The following is an 18,005-nucleotide window of genomic DNA, read 5'->3' on the forward strand; positions in this document are numbered from 1 at the left end:
CTCATGTCCATCGCCACCCTCGGTACGGCCTCGATCCTCCTGCTGTTCGTGCTCAGCCTCGCGGGCACCGGCTTCTCGGCGATCGGCGCGGCCCGCCGCTCCGAGCGGCTGATCGAGGCCGGGCTGCAGAGCGTGTACGCCAGCTTCGGCCTGGCCGCGTTCGCCTCGGCGCTCATCATCTACGCCTTCGTCGCCGGCGACTACTCGATCCAGTACGTGCAGAAGACCAGCGACGCCGCGATGCCGCTGTTCTACAAGATCACGTCGTTCTGGGGCGGGCTCGACGGCAGCATGCTGTTCTGGGTCCTGCTGCACACCCTGTTCGCCTCGCTGGCGCTGCACGCCAACCGCGACCGCCACCGCGAGTTCGTGCCGCACGCCGCGGCTGTCCTTTCGGTCATCACGGCGTTCTTCGCCGGCCTGCTGCTGTTCATCAAGGACCCGTTCAGCCTCTACCTGCTCGACATCCCGAGCCAGGGCAAGGGCCTGAACCCGCTGCTGCAGAACCTGTACATGATCATCCACCCGCCGAGCCTGTACCTCGGCTACGTCTCGCTGGCGGTGCCGTACGCGTTCGGCATGGCGGCGCTGATCACCGGCCAGGTCGACGCCGCGTGGCAGCGCAGCGTCCGCCGCTGGACCCTGTTCTCGTGGATGTTCCTGACCTTCGGCCTCATCCTCGGCGGCCTGTGGGCCTACGAGGAGCTGGGGTGGGGCGGCTACTGGGCCTGGGACCCGGTCGAGAACGCGGGCCTTCTGCCGTGGTTCACCGTCACCGCGTTCCTGCACTCGATCATGATCCAGGAGCGCCGCGGCATGATGAAGGTGTGGAACGTGTCGCTGGTGATCGTCAGCTTCCTGCTGACGATCGTCGGCACGTTCATGACCCGCAGCGGCGTGGTCCAGAGCGTGCACGCCTTCGGCGCCGACCCGGTGCTGGCGTGGACCTTCGGCGCCTTCATGCTGGCGATCGTGCTGTTCAGCTTCGGCCTGGTCGTCTGGCGCCTGCCGCTGCTGCGCTCGCGCGGCGAGCTCGAGAGCGTGCTGTCGCGCGAGTTCGCGTTCCTGGTCAACAACTGGCTGTTCCTGGTCGCCGCGATCTTCGTGCTCGGCGCGACCATGTGGCCGACCTTCACCGAGTGGCGGATGATCCTGGCCGAGCGCTACCCCGACTGGCTGGCGTGGCAGGACCCGGGCGAGCGCGTCACCATCGGCGCGCCGTTCTTCAACCGCTACATGCGCCCGCTCGGCCTGTCGCTGCTGCTGCTGACCGGCGTCGGCCCGCTGCTGGCGTGGCGCAAGACCTCGCAGGTCAACCTGGTCAAGCAGTTCCTCGGCCCGCTGATCGCCGGCGTCGTCACCGTCGTCGCGCTGCTGGTCGCCGGCCTCGGCTCGCCGTGGGGCCTGGCCTGCTTCGGCCTGTGCGCCTTCACCTTCTGGACCATCGTCCAGGAGTTCTACCGCGGCGTCGCGCTGCGCCGGCGCCAGCGCCCGCAGAGCGTCCTCGACGCGCTGATCGGCCTGGTCCTGCGCGCGCGCCGGCGCTACGGCGGCTACATCGTCCACCTCGGCGTGGTGCTGATGTTCTTCGGCTGGGCCGGCAACGCCTACAAGATCGAGCGCAAGGTGACGATGCGCCCCGGCGAGAGCACCGAGCTCGGCGACTACGTGGTCCGCCACGACGGCCTGCGCGCCACCGAGGACTGGCAGAAGGAGATGATCACCGCCCACATCGCGGTGCTCAAGGACGGCGAGCTCAAGTCGACGCTGCTGCCGGCGCGCTGGTGGTACTTCCAGCTGCCCGAGCAGCCGACCACCGAGGTCTCGCGCTACATGACCTTCGGCGAGGACGTGTACGTCTCGATCCAGGAGGTCGACATGTCCACCGGCTGGACGCAGATGAGCCTCTACATCAACCCGCTCGTCAACTGGATCTGGTTCGGCTTCGCCGTGATGCTCGCGGGCTCGCTGATCTGCGTCGGCACGCGCAAGAGCGACGGCCCCGGAGAGGAGTCCTGAGCGTGACCGATGCGACGCAGAGCAAGGACGCTCGCGCCGCGGCAGGGCCGAGGCGCCCGCGCACCGCGCTGCTGACCGCCGGGCTCGCGGCCTCCGCGTTCGTCCTGGTGCTGGTCGCCACCCGCGCCGCCGGCCCCGTCGACGAGGCGACCATCGCCCTCGCGGTCTGCGGCGCGGCGCTGGTCTACGCGCTGCGCCGCATGTACGCGGTGGTCCGCGCCCTGGCCCGCCCCGACAGCCTGGCCCAGGTCGGCCGCGGCGTCGGCCACTTCAGCCAGTCCGAGCTGCGCGAGGAGAAGCGCCGCCTGCTGCGCGCGATCAAGGAGCTCGAGTTCGACCACGGCATGGGCAAGCTGTCGTCGGCCGACTTCGAGGCCGTGATCGGCACCTACCGCGTGCGCGCGATCGAGGTGATGCGCGCGCTCGACGGCGGCGGCGACCTCCACCCCGAGCTGCAGAAGGTGCTCGCCGATCTCGAGCGCAAGCACAGCGGCGAGGGCGGGGCGCCGGCGCCCAACATGACCGAGATCAGCTCGCCCGACCTCGACCGCACCTCGCGGATCTGCGGCAGCTGCAGCGGCCACAACGAGAACGACGCCAAGTTCTGCAAGCACTGCGGCGTCTCGCTCGAGCGCAACAAGATCAGCGGCACGGCCAAGCGCGGCGGGGCGACCAGCTCGGGGGAGATCGGCACATGACTGCGAGCCGACGGCGGGGGCTGCGTGTTGCTGCCCTGATGTTCATGTTCGCCGGGACATGTCTTACGGGACAGGCTATGGCGCAGCCGCCGGGCGGCCCGCCGATCGACCCGCGGGCGATGTCCGGCATCCCGCGCGCCGACCCGCAGACCGAGCCGGGCACGATCACCGTGCGCGCGCTGCTCGGCGGGTTCAGCCAGCCGGCCGTGGGCGCGACCGTCTCGCTCGAGCTCAAGTCGGCCGACGGCAGCAAGACCGAGACGCGCACCGCGGTGGTCGGCGGCGACGGGCGCGCCAGCTTCGCCGACCTCGCGGCGTTCCACGGCGGCACCGCGGTCGCCAGCGCCGACCTCGACGGCGAGCGCCAGAGCTCGCAGCCGATCGCCGTGTCGCCGGCGCAGGGCTACCGCGTGCTCCTGGTCAAAGGGGCAGGTTCGTCGGGCGCCGCCGCGACGGGCCCGGCGACCGGCGCCGCGCCGCCGAGCGCCGGCGACGTGCCGCTGCCGGGCGTCGCGTTCGTCAACCCCGGCACGCCGAAGGGCACGCTGCTGGTCGGCACCCTCGACCTGCGCGGCGGCACCCCGATCGAGGGCGCCAAGGTCCGCCTGGTGCTCACCGGGCCCGACGGCAACAGCGAGACGCGCGAGGCCGTCAGCGACAGCCGCGGCACCGCGCGCTTCCCCGGCCTCGACGCGCTCGCGGCCGACGTCTCGCTGGTCGCCGAGGCCGACCTGTCGACCGGGACCGAGCGCAGCCAGCCGTTCTCGCTCGCCGGCCAGGACACCGGCATGGCGGTGGTGCTCGCGGTGGTCGGCCCGAGCGCGCCGGCGCGGCGGCAGACGATGGGCCCGCGGGCCGTGCCGACGATCTTGCCCGGCACCGTGCGCGTCACCGTGTTCGGCCCCGACGACCAGCCGATCGACGGCGTGCCGGTCACGGTGATCAAGCAGGACACCACCGGCTTCAGCAAGCGCTACGAGGACGCGACCGGCGAGGACGGCGTCGCCCGGATCGGCGACATCCCGCTCACCGGCGAGGGCCTGTTCCGCGTCGAGGCCTCGTACGCCGGCGCCCCGTGGCGCTCGACCTTCTTCACCCTCGACGAACGCATGGGCGTCGCCGTCGAGATGCGGGTGTTCCCGGTCACCACCGACCTCACGCGCGTGCGCTCGGCGGTGCAGTTCGGCGTCGAGTCGATGGAGAACGACCTCGCCCGCGTCGACCACCTGTTCCAGGTCTACGTCGACGGCGACTCCGCCTACTGGCCCGGCAAGCCCTACAAGCTGCTCGCCGCCGAGGGCGCGACCGGCCTGATCGTCCGCGACCGCGCCGACCAGCTGCTCGAGCACACCCCGGAGGCCCCGTTCACCACGATCGAGGGCCCGCTGCCCCCGGGCGAGCTCATCGACCTGTCGACCGCGTACCTGCTCGAGCACGACGGCACCGCGGAGATCCACTGGAGCGCCCCGTTCCCGATCGTCGACGGCCGCGCGGTCGTGGTCGACGGCCTGAAGCTGGTGCGCGGGGCCAAGAAGGGGCCGGTGCGGCCGCCGCACCAGAACGGCGAGAGCCGCGTCGACCTCGACGTCTACGAGATCGGCGCGCTGCCGCAGGGGCAGGCCTACGACCTGCAGATCGACGGCCTGGTGACGCGCCCGCGGATCTATCAATGGCTCGGCCTCGGCTTCGGCGTGTTCGTCGCCGTCGCGTTCGGCCTCGGCTTCGCCCTGCGCCCGCGCGCCAGCCTGCGCGACCGCCTGCTCAAGCGCAAGGCGGCGCTGCTGCGCCAGCTCGAGGCGGCGGGGCCGGCCGAGCGCGAGCCGATCGTCGTCGCGCTCGACCAGGTGTTCTGCCAGCTCGACGCCCTCGAGGCGCGTCCGCGCCACGCCGACCCCGGGGCCGCCTGGCAGGACAAGGCATGACCGGCGCCCCGGCGCCGATCACCCCGATCGTCCTGCGATCGGTCTCCCAGAGGTTCGGCCGCAAGGTCGTGCTGCGCGGCGTCGACCTCGAGCTGCGCGCCGGCAGCATCACCGGCCTCGTCGGCGCCAACGGGGCCGGCAAGACCACCCTGTTCCTGATCCTCGCCGGTCTCCTGCAGCCCGACGGCGGCGAGCGGCGGTTCGGCGGGCGCGAGGTCGGCGACGTCGACCTCGAGCTGCGCGCGCGCCTGGCCTTCGTCGCCCACGCGCCGCAGCTGTACCCGGGCCTCAGCGCGCGCGCCAACCTCGAGCTGTTCGCCGAGCTGCGACGCGCCGCCGGCCTGTCCTCGAGGCCAGCCGACGACGTCCTCCGCGGCCTCGGCCTGCCGGTCGACGCGCTCGACCGGCCGGTCTCGACCTTCTCGCGCGGCATGGCCCAGCGGGTCGCGCTGGCCCGGGCCGTCGCCGGCGACCCCGAGCTGCTCCTCCTCGACGAGCCGTTCACGGCCCTCGACGCGCGCGGCCGGTCGCAGCTGGCGGGGGCCTTGCTCGCCGAGCGCGACCGCGGCGCGGCGATCCTCCTCAGCTCGCACGACCAGGGCACGCTGCTGCGCGTGTGCGACCGGCTGGTGCTGCTCGAGGCCGGCGCGATCGTCCGCGAGGTCGAGCGCGGGGGCGACGACCCGGCCGCCTTCGCCGTCCGCGCAGCCGCGGTCCTGGACGCCGTCGGCCCCGACGATCACGCCGCCTGAGGCCGCGTCCGCGGGCCGCAGGCGGGCGGACGGCCCGGTACCGCCGCCCGCCGACCCTGTGCTACACCTGGCGCCGGTGCGCCTGCTCCGTCAGAGCCTGCTCCTCCTCCGCAGCGAGCTGCGGCAGGAGTTGCGTGACCTCGAGCTGGTCCTGACCTCGACCTTCTTCACCCTGGTCGTGCTCGGCATGTTCTACCTGTCGTTCGCGGCGCTCGAGAAGAAGCACACCCTGCCGGCGGTGCCCGGGCTGTTGTGGCTCACGGTCGCGTTCGTCGGCACGATCACGCTGACGCGCGCGTTCGACCGCGAGCGCGAGGCCGACACCCTGCGCGCGCTGCTGGCCGCGCCGGTCGAGCGCCTGGCGATCTACGTCGCCAAGGCCGGCTCGACCCTGCTGGTCCTGCTGGTCTGCTGCGCCCTGCTGGTCCCGGGGCTCGCCAGCATGTTCCCCGCAGGACAGGTCTTTTGGGACATGCCCCTCGAGACAGCCGCGCTCGTCGTCCTCGGCTGCCTCGGCTACGTCGCCATCGGCACCCTGTTCGCGGCCGGTCTGGCGGGCGGCGGCGGCAAGAACATGCTGCTGGCCGTCATCCTCTACCCGGTCACCACGCCGGTGCTGATGTTCGCGCTGGTCACCACCCGCGCGCTGCTCGACAACAACCCCAACCTCCCCAGCTACCTCGGCCAGATGGCCGCGCTCGACGTCATCCTGCTCGGCGTCGGCGCGCTGCTGTTCGAGCCGGTGCTCGTGGGGTCGGCGCCGGCGCGCTCGGCCGCGGCGGCACAACGGGCCGCGCGGGCTGGCGCGCGCCGTCAGGAGTCTCCATGAAGCGGAAGTCCGAGCTCGTGGTCCCCTTGCTGTTCGTGGCCGCCGCGCCGCTGGTCGTCTACAGCGTCCAGCGGGTCTTCCTGCACACGCCCAACGAGCGCACGATGGGCACCGCGTTCAAGATCTTCTTCTTCCACGTGCCGATGGGCTGGCTGTGCATGCTGATGGCCCTGATCTCCGGCATCGCCGCCTACGTGCAGCTGCGCCGGCGCTCGCGCACGGCCGGCGCCGTCGCCCTGGCCGCGGCCGAGATCGGCTTCCTCGGCGGCCTCGGCGTGCTGCTCACCGGCCCGATCTGGGGCCACGCCACGTGGGGCACCCCGTGGACCGGCGACGCCCGCCAGGTCACCACGGCGCTGCTGTGGCTCGTGATCGCCGCCTACTTGCTGCTGCGTCACTTCGGTCAGCACGCGTCGGAGCGCCTCGCCGCCGCGCTGGCGATCTTCGGTGCCGTCAACGTGCCGCTCATCTACTACGCGGTGAAGCTGTGGAAGACCACGCACCCGACCACCGGCGTGGTCGCCAAGCTGCCGCCGGAGATGTGGGCCACCTTCTGGCCCGGGCTCGCCGCGCTGCTGCTGGTCAGCTTCGGTCTGTTCGCCATCCGCGCCCGTCAGCTCATCCTCGCCGGCGAGCTCGACGAGGCCTACGTCCGCCTGGAGGACTCTCGCGCATGACACCGATCGCCCCGCCCGTCCTGATCACCGGCCTCGCCTTCCACGCCGAGCCCCCGCCGGCCGAAGTCGGTGACTACGTGCCCGCGGTCGGCACCAGCCGCGAGGAGAAGGAGATCCTCGCCACGCTCGAGGACAAGGCCGCGGCCAAGACCGCCAGCGACTACCAGCACATCGTCTGGGCCTACGGCATCCTGTGGGCGCTGTTCGCCGCCTACGGCCTGTTCCTGTGGCGCCGGTCCGCGCGGCTGCGCGCCGACGTCGACGTCTTGCGCCGGGCGCTCGAGCGGACGGAGGCCGGCGGAGGGCCGCGAGGGTGACGCTCGGCCACTTCCTGTACATCCCGGGCGTGTTCCTCCTCGGGATCCTGATCGGGTACATCCTCGGCGGTCGAGCCGCCGCGAGCAGCGCGGCCGACCGCGATCTCGTGGCCCGGCGTGCAGCTGCCCGAAGGGCCAGGTCGGAGTCGGAGTCGTCTCACGATCCTCCGGCCCCGCGCGACGCCCAGCCGTGACGCTGGCGTCGCCTTGGCGCCCGTGGTATGCGGGGGCGCCGTGTTCGACCCGACGTATACCGACGAGCAGAACGCCCTCATTCAGACCGCGCGCAAATTCACGCGCGAATCGATCATCCCGGTCGCGCACGAGTACGACGAGTCGGAGAAGTTCCCCGTCGACGTGTTCCGGGCCGCGTTCGACCTCGGCCTGATGAACATCGAGATCCCCGAGGCCTACGGCGGCCTCGGGCTGCACACCCTCGATGGCTGCGTCGTCTCCGAGGAGCTCGCCTACGGCTGCGCCGCGATCGCCACCAGCGTGATGTGCAACCACCTCGGCGCGCTGCCGCTGCTGGTCGCCGGCAGCGAGGAGCAGAAGCAGAAGCACCTGCGCCGGCTCGCCGAGGAGTTCATCTTCATCAGCTACGCCTGCAGCGAGCCCGAGGCCGGCTCCGACGTCGCGTCGATGAAGACCCGCCTCGTGCGCGACGGCAACGGCTGGCGCCTCTCGGGGCAGAAGCGGTGGATCACCAACGCCGGCCACGCCAGCATCTTCACCGGCTTCGCCACCCTCGACCCGGCGCTCGGGCACCGCGGCATCACGGCCTTCGTCGTCGACCGCGACCGCCCCGGCATCAGCATCGGCAAGAAGGAGAAGAAGCTCGGCCAGCGCGCCTCCGAGACCTGCGACGTCATGTTCGACGACGTCCCGCTGACCGACGACGACATCCTCGGCGAGCCGGGCAAGGGCTTCTACGTCGCCATGGAGGTGTTCGACCGCTCGCGACCGATGATCGGCTCGCAGTGCGCCGGCATGATCCGCCGCTGCCTCGACGAGTCGGCGCGCTACGCCAAGGAGCGCAAGACCTTCGGCAAGCCGATCGCCGAGCACCAGGCGATCCAGTTTATGATCGCCGAGATGGCGATGGCCTACGAGACCACGCGCCTCCTCTACAACAAGGCCGCGTGGGAGGTCGACAAGGGCATTCGTCGCACCAACACCAGCGCGATCGCCAAGTGTGTCGGCGCCGACAGCGTCGTGAAGTGCGCCGCCGACGCCGTGCAGGTGTTCGGTGGTTACGGCTACACGCGCGAGTACCCGGTCGAGAAGATCTACCGCGACGCCAAGCTCATGCAGATCTACGAGGGCACCTCGCAGGTCCAGCGCATGGTGATCGCCAAGAACATCCTCGCTCGAGGCTAGTGTGACCGCGGCGCAAGGCAACGGGGCTGCCCAGGCCGATCTACCGATCGGCGTGTTCGACTCCGGTGTCGGCGGACTCACGGTCCTGCGGGCCCTGCGGTCCGCGTTACCGGACGAAGGGTTCATCTATCTCGGCGACACGGCCCGCCTGCCGTACGGCACCAAGAGCGGCGAGACGGTCACGCGATACGCCGAGCAGGCCGCGCGGGTGCTGGTGGGCCGCGGGATCAAGCTGCTGGTCGTCGCCTGCAACACCGCCTCCGCGGTCGCGCTCGGGCACCTGGCGACAGTGTTCGCGCCGTTGCCGGTGATCGGGGTCATCGAGCCGGGAGCCGCGGCCGCGTGCGCCGCCTCCGTGAGCGGGCAGATCGCCGTCATCGCCACCGAGGGGACCGTGCGCGGCGGCGCCTACGAGCGGGCGATCCGGGCCGCCCGTCCGGCGGCCGAGGTCGTGTCGGTCGCGTGTCAGCTGTTCGTCGCGCTCGCCGAGGAGGGCTGGGCCGGCGGGCCGATCGCCGAGGCGGTCGCACGGCGTTACCTCGCGGGCGTGGTCGCCGAGCGACCGGCGCTCGATTGCCTGGTCCTCGGATGCACGCACTTCCCGGTCCTGCGCGAGGCGATCGCCGCGGCCACCGGCCCGCGCGTCAGGTTGGTCGATTCGGCCGAGACGACCGCGGAGGTCGTGCGCGAGTGCCTGCTGCGATCCGGGCTGCGCGCCGGCCAGGGGACCCGCGGGGCAGGGCACGGGGGCGTCCGCTTCCTCGCCACCGACGCGCCCGCCCGGTTCGTGCGGGTCGGTGCCGTCTTCCTCGGCGAGGCGATCGCGCCCGCGGACGTCGAGCTCGTCGACCTGTAACGGCCTCGTGGTCCTCGCCTGTCTTCTGCCTGTGTTTCCGCGTCGCAGCAGCACGTTGCCACGCGCCCGCGGCGGTTTTCGCGGCAGGGGGCCCGGAAGTCTGATCGCCGTCCGGCCCCGGGGGGGACCCACTCAAGGCAAGATTCCCGTATTCAGTGTTGCTTTCGTTGTGATATACCCCCCGCTGGTATCCGACCGATGCCCGAGGCGCTCGCCGTGACCGCAAGGAGCACCCTCCTGTGAAGACAAGCCGCTCTCTGCTCAAGTACTCGCTGTCCCTGCCGCTGGTCATCATCCCGCCAGCGGTCGCGGCGATGGCCCCCAACCTCGCGCTGGCGGCCTCCGACGTCACGATCAGCGGTGTCGTCACCGACCAGAACACCGGCCAGAAGATCTCGGGCGCCCTCGTCATCATCCAGTGTACGTGCCTCCAGGGCGCGCGCGAGGTGATGACCAACGCGGACGGTCTGTACACGTTCCGCAACTTGCCGCAGGGCAAGTACACGGTGCAGGTCCTGTATCAGGACGCGAACGTCAACAAGACGATGGACGTGCTGCCCGGCGCCAAGATGCGGGCCAACTTCCAGATCGATCCGAAGCTCAAGTTCCGCGTCGACATCGAGGTCCAGACCAAGACGCGCAACGACGCCGCCCAGGTCACCAAGGTGAAGATGGACCAGGCGCGCAACATCCCGGTCGGCGGCGCCAGCCGCGACTTCACGGCCGTGGTCGACATGTCGCCGACCGCCAGCCGCGACGCCGCCGGCATCCGCCTCGGCGGTGCGACGGGCGCCGAGAGCAAGTACGTCGTCGACGGCCAGAACGCCACCAGCCCGGCGTTCGGCACCGTCGGCGCGACGATCGTCCAGGAGTTCATCGACGAGGTCGAGGTCGTCGAGGGCGTGTACGACGCCGAGAGCGGCGGCGCCACCGGCGGCCTCGTCAAGGCGCGCCGCATCGGCGGCAGCAACAAGCTGCGCGGCACGGTGCTGTTCCGCATGACCCCGCGCATCGCCCTGCCGCGCTTCATCAGCGCGACCGACGAGTCGCTGCGCGTCGCCGAGATCAACAACTACGAGGGCCAGGGCGTCGTCACCCTGTCCGGTCCGATCATCAAGGACAAGCTGTTCTTCGCCATCGGCGTCGCGCCGGGCGGCACCAACAACTCGCTGATCCAGTCGTTCTACAAGCGCCGCGACAAGGACCGCTCGGGCGGCTACGAGGACTGTCCGTACGACAACGGCACCAACGACTGCGCGGCCAACGGCAACTACATCGACTCGGTGAAGTTCGCCGAGCAGCGGTTCAAGACCGGCCGCTTCAACCTCGGGTGGACGATCGCCCTCGACTGGCAGATCAACCCCAAGCACCGCCTGCGCCTGTCGGGCGGCGGCGGCCCGGGCTTCCAGCGCCGCAGCTACCGCCAGCCGCCGGGCTCCGAGCCCAACTCGTTCGGCACCAACCCCAACGCGACGATCGGCGGCGCCTCGCGCGTCGGCTCGGGCGTCGTCAACAACAGCTTCGGCAGCGACTTCGGCAACCAGACCCAGGTCGGCCTCGACTACGAGGGCCGCGTCGCCAACGACAAGCTCGAGATCGACGCCGGCATCTACTACTCGCGCTTCAGCGACAAGCAGGCGTGGAAGCTCGACAACGAGAATCAGCGCAACATCCCGCTGACGCAGGAGACCGACAGCCAGGGCCGCAACCTCTACGACCTGCTCGACCGCGACGGCGCGGTGCGCCTGGTCCAGGGCGTCGACGAGGCGTGTAACAACGCCAACCTGCCGGGCCTCACCTGTCCGACGCGCGTGTGGCTGTCGGGCGGCATCGGCTCCTACTCGCAGCGCGTGGCCGACCGCGTCGGCGGCCAGCTGGCGCTGACGCACTTCCTCAGCGGCAAGCGGGCCGGCGCGCACCAGCTCAAGTACGGCACCGAGATCGACAGCGTGCGCCTCAAGCAGAGCACCGCGTACTCGGGCCAGAACGACGGCGACTTCTACCAGAACTGTCCCGTGGGGACCGTCGGCGGCGGCGAGTACTGCTACGACCCCGCGATGAACAACTACTTGCTCGGCGGCGAGGTCAGCCCGAACCGGGTCAACAACAACCGCATCGTCATCGTCGACGCCGACAACCCGGACAGCCGCCGCACCCTCGGCTTCGGCCGCGTCCGCTACGAGCAGGAGGACCTGCGCGCGATCGCCAGCCCGATCGGCGCCGGCGTCCGCGTCTCGGCCTACAACTCGACGCTGACCACCCAGAACTACGCGCTGTTCGTCCAGGACAAGTGGTCCATCTTGTCGAACCTGTACCTCAACGCCGGCGTGCGTTGGGAGATGCAGGACATGAAGGACGTGTTCGGCAAGCGCAACATCTTCATCAACGACAACGTCGCGCCGCGCGTCAGCCTCGTGTACGACTGGACCGACGAGGGCAAGAGCCGCCTGTACGCCTCGTACGGCTGGTTCTACCAGCAGCTGCCGGTCGTGTTGAACAACCGCGCCTTCGGCGGCCTCGTCAACGTCCAGCGCACCTATCGCGCGTCCGACTGCTCGACGCCCGTGCTCATCGGCGGCGAGGCGCGCGAGCGGTCGATCAACGGCGCCCCGACCGAGTGGTGCACCGACTTCAACCAGTCGACCACCGGCCTCACCGCGGGCTCGGTCGTGCCGAAGCTGCGCGGCATGTACACGCAGAAGTTCGTCGTCGGCTACGAGCAGGAGGTCGTCGAAGACCTGCTCGTCGGCGTCAAGTGGCAGCACGAGAGCCTCGGCCGCGCGGTCGAGGACGTGTCGACCAACGGCGGCCTCAACTTCATCATCGCCAACCCCGGCGAGTCGGTCTCGCAGGCCGACATCGCCCGTCAGCAGGCCGCGTGTACCGAGCTGCAGAACAAGTTCGACGCGGCGGCCGACGACGACCCGCAGCGCGACGTGTTCGCCCGCGAGCTCAACCGCTGCACCTTCCTCGCCGACGCGTACACCAAGGTCGGCACGCTGTTCAACAAGCCGGTCCGCAACTACGACGCGTGGGTGTTCAACATCACCAAGCGCTTCGCCAAGAACTGGACGATCCAGGCCAGCTACATCTACAGCCGCCTGATCGGCAACTACGACGGCTTCGTCAACCGCAACACCGGCGCCATCGACCTCGGCACCACGACCACCTACGACATCCCGGAGCTGGTCCGTAACAGCTACGGCCCGCTGTGGGACAACCGGCCGCACCAGATCAAGTTCGACGGCTACTACTCGTTCGACCTCAAGAAGGCCGGCCGCCTGACCCTGGGCCTCAACTTCCGCTACCAGTCGGGCACGCCGATCAGCGTGTTCGCCGACAACAACCGCTACCCCAGCCAGTTCCTGGTCTACGCCATCCCGCGCGGCGCCGGCGGCCGGCTCGAGCCGAACTACTTCGCCAACGTCGGCATCAGCTACGCCTACCCGCTGCCCGGCGAGGTCGAGCTCGAGGTCTCGGCGCGCCTCGTCAACATCACCAACAACAAGGCCGTCCTCCGCGTCGACGAGACCTACTCGTACTCGCAGGGCCGCGCCATCGCCGGCGGTGACCTCGACGACCTCAAGCACGCCAAGGTCCAGAGCCCGAACGCGCCGACCAGCTTCTTCCAGCGCGGCGTCCTCCCGCCGCAGGGCAACTTCCTGGTTCAGACCGTGTTCCAGCAGCCGATCGGCGCGCAGTTCGAGCTCCGCCTCCGGTTCTGACGGTCAGCGAACGCGTGACCCTTCACGGGTGCCCGGGCCCCGGTCGAGCCAATGCTCGCACCGGGGCTCGCTGCATTGTCCGCTCGCCGTCATCGGGGCGGCCCTTCTCCTGCGGACCTATCGATATCGATCGGCGATCTGTGCTTTGCTGTCGCGCAGCATGCATCGTGGCCTCCTCTGTCTTCCTCTCCTCGCAGCCCTGGCGTGCGGTGACGACCTCGTGGGCGACAGCGGGCCCGAGACTCTCGGCAGCAGCGGCGAGTCGACGACCGCGGGCTCCTCGGAGTCGACGTCGCCCTCTGCGCCGACCTCGCAGCCGACGCAGGACACGAGCGGCGGTATGAGCGGCAGCGAGACCAGCACCGGCGCGCCGACCACCGGCACGACCGGGACGACGACCGGGGCCAAGGCCGACATGGGCGGCGGCGAGGAATTCCTGCGCTGTCACGACGACCCGCCCGAGGGCGCCACGCTGGCGCCGGACATCCCCGCGTACGGCGGCACCTGCCCCGCGCTCGAGATCGGCTACATGGACGGTCAGGCGTTCAACGTGCTGCCGCAGCAGCTCGGCAACAGCACCGTCGAGCGCCTGTTCCTCGTCATCGCCCCCGAGGACGCCGGGCCCGACGAGCGCCTGCCGGTGATCTTCCTGTGGCACTGGCTCGGCGGCGAGGCCCAGGACTTCTACGAGCGCGGCGACGTGCAGAACGCGGTCAATCAGAAGCGCTTCATCGCCGTCATCCCCGAGGCGCGCGAGGGTCTGCTGTTCAAGTGGCCGTTCAGCGCGATCGACAGCGACGCCGATCTGCAGGCCGAGTTCCGGTTCTTCGACGACATGCTGTCGTGCGTCGCCGAGCAGTTCAACGTCAACAAGGACTGCGTCGCCTCGACCGGCGTCAGCGCCGGCGCGCTGTTCACCAGCCAGCTCGCCGGCGGTCGCGGCGACGTGCTGTCGTCGTTCATGTCCCTGTCCGGAGGGACAGGCGGCGGCACGATCAAGCCGTGGACCGCGCCCGCGCACAAGATGCCGGCGATGGTGCTGTGGGGCGGGCCGAACGACTTCTGCATCGTCATCGACTTCGAGCAGACCTCGAAGGACCTCGAGATGAACCTCGAGGCCGGCGGTCACTTCGTGCTCGAGTGCATCCACAACTGCAACCACTCGACGCCGCCGTTCCCGGTCGAGCCGGGCGAGACCACCTTCGCGCCGCTGTGGGACTTCTTCCTCGACCACCCGTACTGGCTGGCGCCCGGCGAGTCGCCCTACACCGAGTTCGGCGTCCCGGCCGGCATGCCCGACTGGTGCGCGATCGGGGCCGGCAACGCCGTCCCGCCGCCCGAGCCGTGCGACAAGGACGAGTGCTCGTGACCGCGGCGGCGAGCGAGCGCGAAGGGCCCGGTCGAGTCGACTCGCCGGGCCCCCCGGCGCGCCGCCATGGCGCGCCCGCGGTCACAGCCCGCTGACGTTCAGGCCGCCCGCCTTCACCTTCGACTTCGTCTTCATCGGACCCTCCTTTCGCGTCGACGATAACCGGCGAGCATGCGACGCACCACGCGCCGGGTCGCGCCACTCGACTTCGCGCCGCGCGGCGCCTCGGGTTGCGCCGGAGCGCGTCGGTGCGGCATCCTGGCGCCGATGCACGGCTCGCCCGCGATCCGCTCCGTCGCCCTCCTCGCGCTGTTCTGCGCGTGCAACGACCCGGCCGCGAGCACCGCGACCGACGACGGCAGCGCCGCGGCCACGAGCACCGGCGAGCCCGGCACGAGCTCGAGCTCGAGCACCGGCACCACCGTCGTGCCGACCACCACCGGCGACGAGAGCAGCAGCGGCGAGCCCGGCTTCGACCCGCCGGCGCCGGTGTGCGGCAACGGCTACCGCGAGAGCGGCGAGGAGTGCGACGACGGCAACGCCGTCGAGGACGACGGCTGCGCCAGCGATTGCCTGGTGCCGTGCGGCCTCGCCGGTGAGGTCGTCGCGCTGTCGCCCTCGGCCGAGTCGGAGCTGTGGGTGGTCGCGGTCGCGCCCGCCTTCGACGGCAGCTTCGCCGCGATCGCGCGCCAGCGCGAGATCATCAGCGACGAGGAGGGCATGCAGACGATCGGCCTCGCGCGCACGCGGGTGATCTACTACGGCCCCGACGCCCAGGCCGCGTGGGACATCTTGCTCGCGCCCGCCGACGCGCGCCTCACCCCGGTCGGCGGGGTGGTCGACGAGGCCGGCGACGTCTACGTCGCCGCGACCGTCAAGGGCGCCGACGGGGACGACGTCAGGGTGGTCAAGCTCGCAGGTTCCGACGGACATGTCCTCTGGACCATCGACCACGACGGCGCCGAGCCGATGAGCGACGACCGGGCCAGCGGGATCGCGCTCGCGCCCGACGGCGACGTGGTGGTCGCCGGCGACGTCACCGACGATCCGCTCGGCGGCGACGTGTGGGTCCGCAAGCTGGCCGCGGACGACGGGGCCGAGGTCTGGACCGCCGGCTGGAGCGGCGCCGGCAACGGCATGTTCTCCAACGACGACGCCGGCCGCCTCGCCGTCGCCGCCGACGGTTCGGTCTACGTCGGCGCGCGCGAGTACGTCGACTACAACATCGGCGAGGCCGTGCTGCTCAAGTTCCCCGAGGGCGGCGGCCCGGCCGAGTGGGTGTTCTCGCCGCTGGCCGACGGCAGCGTGCACAGCCACGGCCCCGGATGGGTCGCGGTCGACGCCGCCGGCGACGCGCTCTACACCGCCGTGCGCCTGTCGGGCGCGGTGCCCAACTTCTGGGTCTACAAGCTCGGCGCCGACAAGGCCGTGCTGTGGGAGCGCGCCCTCGCCGACTTCGCCGTCGACGGCGACCAGTGGACGCTCGACGGCGCCGGGTTCGACCCCGACGGCGAGGTCGTGCTCGCCGGCGGCTTCCGCGTCAAGGACAAGCAGGGCCAGCTCGAGTGGCGCGAGGCCTGGCTCGCGCGCCTCGGCAACGACGGCGCGGCCCGCTGCCAGGTCCGCCACCGCGCCCCCAGCCCCGACCTGCTGCCGCCCGACGTCGTCGCCTACGACGCGGCCGTCGGCGCCGACGCGACCGCCTACGTCGGCGGGACGCTCGTCAACGCCGGCGAGCAGCAGAGCTGGGTCGGCCTGTTCCGGCCGTGAGCGCCTGCACGCAGGGACATGCCCTGCCGGTCATGTCCCATCGACCACGCTCCTTCGGGCATGTCCTTAAGGCACGGCTCAGTGCAGCCGCACGACCTGAGCCGCCGCCGCGTGGGCGCGCAGCTGGCCGCCTGCCGTGAAGGACAGGCCCGCGAGCGCCCCCGGCGGCAGCGCGGCGACCACCATCGTCGCGTCGCTGTCGGGGATCGGCAGCGCGGCCGCGGGCTCGCGCACCGTCTCGCCGTCGACCGCGAACTCGACGAACGTGCCGTCCGCGCGCCCGCGCAGCGGCACCGCGCCGACCGTGGTGTACCAGCGCGCCTTGCCGTCCTGCATCAGCGTGCCGACCACGATCGGCCGCGCCGCGGGGTCGTGCGGGGCGCCGCCCGCGTCCCACGACGTCAGCTCGCGGATGTTGTCAAAGGTCTTCTCCCAGCCGAAGTCGGACACCCACGACTGCGCGCAGTAGCTCATGTAGTCGCGGAAGCTGGTCGGCGAGCGCATCACGGTGTCGTGGATCCCGTAGCCCCAGCGGCCGATCCGGCCGTTGGGGTAGGGGTAGTCGAGGTCGGCTCCGGCCTCGCCGCCGCTGCAGCGGATGTGATAGAGGCCCTGCGTGTGGCCGATCTCGTGCACGAACGTGTCGCGGGCGCCGACCCCTGACGATTGCCAGCGACCGACCGCCAGCCGCTGGTACGCGTAGCCCGGCGTCGGCTGGTCGGGGATGCCCGCGGCCTGGCCGAGCAGCCCGGCCGGGTAGCCGTCGCAGCTGTCGATGAGGCCGTAGTAGTAGAGGTTGTCGGCCGGCTTGTCCGCGGCCCGCTGCTCCTGCAGCGCGACCAGGATCGGCACGAAGCCGTTCGGTTCGCTCCCGATCGACGCCGTGTACTCCCACGGCTCGCGGACCGTCAGCACCGCGCGCTCGATCGGGTTGTGCTGCTCGAGCCACACCTTCATCGCCTCGACGTCGGCGTCGGTGATCGTCGGCGTGCAGGTCATGCCGCCGAACACGTGCCGGATCGGCACCAGCTCGACCTTGATCTCCATCGACGCGTCCTCGACCGCGAGCGTGCCCCGGCCGGCCAGCGGCAGGAGCGGCGGCGGATCGCTGACCTCGCCGGCGGCCAGCATCGGGTCGGGCTCGAGCGCCTCGATGCGGTACTGCAGGCCCGGCCCGACCAGCGCCGCCGGCAGCTCCCACGAGAAGGTGGTGAACAGGTCGCCGTCGTTGCTCGGCCCGCTGACCATCACCTTGAACTCGTCGACGCGGGTCTCGCCGTCGGCTGTCCACAAGGTCAGGCGGCCGACGATCTCGCGCGGCGTGAAGTCGGCGTGGAGCAGCCAGTCGGCGCGCATCACCGCCTTGCGCCCGGCGAGCAGGCGGGCCCCGAGCTCGGCGCTCGGCACCTCGACCCCGTCGCGCACGATCTCCACCTGAACACCTTGATTGACGGTCGCGCGGGTCAGGCGGATCCCCCGGGCGTACTCGAGCGCGGGCGTCTCGTCGCCGGTGGTCGCGGACGACGTCGAGGTCGTCGTCGGCGCCTCGGTCCCGGTCGACGTCGAGGCTTCGCCGGTGCTGCTCGTCGACGACGGCAGCGCTTCGGTCCCGCTCGCCGGGTCGTCGGCGCACGCGGGCAGGAGGGCGAGCGCGACGACGGACGCGAGGTGGGAGCGCGACATCGCGTCCG

Annotated in this window: 14 protein-coding genes; 13 read left to right on the plus strand and 1 reads right to left on the minus strand. The window is 71.2% G+C overall.

Features of this window, described 5'->3' with window-relative positions; translation table 11 throughout:
- Positions 1–3 precede the first annotated feature (3 nt).
- The 13 genes from K7C98_RS16240 (at position 4) to K7C98_RS16300 (ending at position 16,314) form a co-directional block, all read left to right on the plus strand.
- A complete protein-coding gene (locus tag K7C98_RS16240; protein WP_224192583.1) occupies positions 4–2,019 on the plus strand; it encodes a heme lyase CcmF/NrfE family subunit in 2,016 nt (671 codons plus the stop codon).
- A gap of 2 nt (positions 2,020–2,021) precedes the next feature.
- Positions 2,022–2,717 (plus strand): hypothetical protein, encoded by a 696-nt coding sequence (locus K7C98_RS16245; RefSeq protein WP_224192584.1) that lies wholly within the window; start codon positions 2,022–2,024, stop codon positions 2,715–2,717.
- 38 nt (positions 2,718–2,755) lie between these two features.
- Positions 2,756–4,639 carry a carboxypeptidase-like regulatory domain-containing protein gene (locus K7C98_RS16250; RefSeq protein ID WP_224192585.1) on the plus strand — a complete coding sequence of 628 codons (1,884 nt, stop codon included), beginning with the start codon at positions 2,756–2,758 and terminating at the stop codon, positions 4,637–4,639.
- On the plus strand, positions 4,636–5,391 hold the full coding sequence (locus K7C98_RS16255) for an ABC transporter ATP-binding protein (protein ID WP_224192586.1): 756 nt from the start codon (positions 4,636–4,638) through the stop codon (positions 5,389–5,391). Before K7C98_RS16250 ends, K7C98_RS16255 begins: the two co-directional genes overlap by 4 nt.
- Positions 5,392–5,467: 76 nt before the next feature.
- The gene (locus K7C98_RS16260; RefSeq protein ID WP_224192587.1) at positions 5,468–6,220 is read left to right on the plus strand and encodes a heme exporter protein CcmB; all 753 of its coding nucleotides are present in this window, start codon (positions 5,468–5,470) and stop codon (positions 6,218–6,220) included.
- The gene (ccsA, locus tag K7C98_RS16265; protein WP_224192588.1) at positions 6,217–6,897 is read left to right on the plus strand and encodes a cytochrome c biogenesis protein CcsA; all 681 of its coding nucleotides are present in this window, start codon (positions 6,217–6,219) and stop codon (positions 6,895–6,897) included. Before K7C98_RS16260 ends, ccsA begins: the two co-directional genes overlap by 4 nt.
- Positions 6,894–7,214, plus strand: a complete 321-nt coding sequence (locus K7C98_RS16270) for a hypothetical protein (RefSeq protein ID WP_224192589.1) — start codon at positions 6,894–6,896, stop codon at positions 7,212–7,214. Before ccsA ends, K7C98_RS16270 begins: the two co-directional genes overlap by 4 nt.
- The gene (locus K7C98_RS16275; protein WP_224192590.1) at positions 7,211–7,408 is read left to right on the plus strand and encodes a hypothetical protein; all 198 of its coding nucleotides are present in this window, start codon (positions 7,211–7,213) and stop codon (positions 7,406–7,408) included. Before K7C98_RS16270 ends, K7C98_RS16275 begins: the two co-directional genes overlap by 4 nt.
- Before the next feature lie 40 nt (positions 7,409–7,448).
- Entirely contained in the window at positions 7,449–8,594 is a 1,146-nt protein-coding gene (locus tag K7C98_RS16280; protein WP_224192591.1) for an acyl-CoA dehydrogenase family protein, read from the plus strand.
- 1 nt (position 8,595) lies between these two features.
- Positions 8,596–9,450: a glutamate racemase gene (murI, locus tag K7C98_RS16285; RefSeq protein WP_224192592.1), complete on the plus strand. Its 855-nt coding sequence runs from the start codon at positions 8,596–8,598 to the stop codon at positions 9,448–9,450.
- Positions 9,451–9,689: 239 nt separating this feature from the next.
- Positions 9,690–13,175: a TonB-dependent receptor gene (locus K7C98_RS16290; RefSeq protein WP_224192593.1), complete on the plus strand. Its 3,486-nt coding sequence runs from the start codon at positions 9,690–9,692 to the stop codon at positions 13,173–13,175.
- A gap of 160 nt (positions 13,176–13,335) precedes the next feature.
- Entirely contained in the window at positions 13,336–14,544 is a 1,209-nt protein-coding gene (locus tag K7C98_RS16295) for a hypothetical protein (RefSeq protein ID WP_224192594.1), read from the plus strand.
- A 267-nt stretch (positions 14,545–14,811) separates the two neighbouring features.
- Positions 14,812–16,314, plus strand: a complete 1,503-nt coding sequence (locus K7C98_RS16300) for a hypothetical protein (protein ID WP_224192595.1) — start codon at positions 14,812–14,814, stop codon at positions 16,312–16,314.
- 78 nt (positions 16,315–16,392) lie between these two features.
- On the opposite strand, the gene K7C98_RS16305 is transcribed toward K7C98_RS16300, so the two are convergent.
- Positions 16,393–17,997: a M66 family metalloprotease gene (locus K7C98_RS16305; protein WP_224192596.1), complete on the minus strand. Its 1,605-nt coding sequence runs from the start codon at positions 17,995–17,997 to the stop codon at positions 16,393–16,395.
- Positions 17,998–18,005: the final 8 nt, after the last annotated feature.

It is taken from the genome of Nannocystis pusilla, assembly GCF_020073745.1.
In the GTDB taxonomy this organism is placed as follows: domain Bacteria; phylum Myxococcota_A; class Polyangia; order Nannocystales; family Nannocystaceae; genus Nannocystis; species Nannocystis radixulma.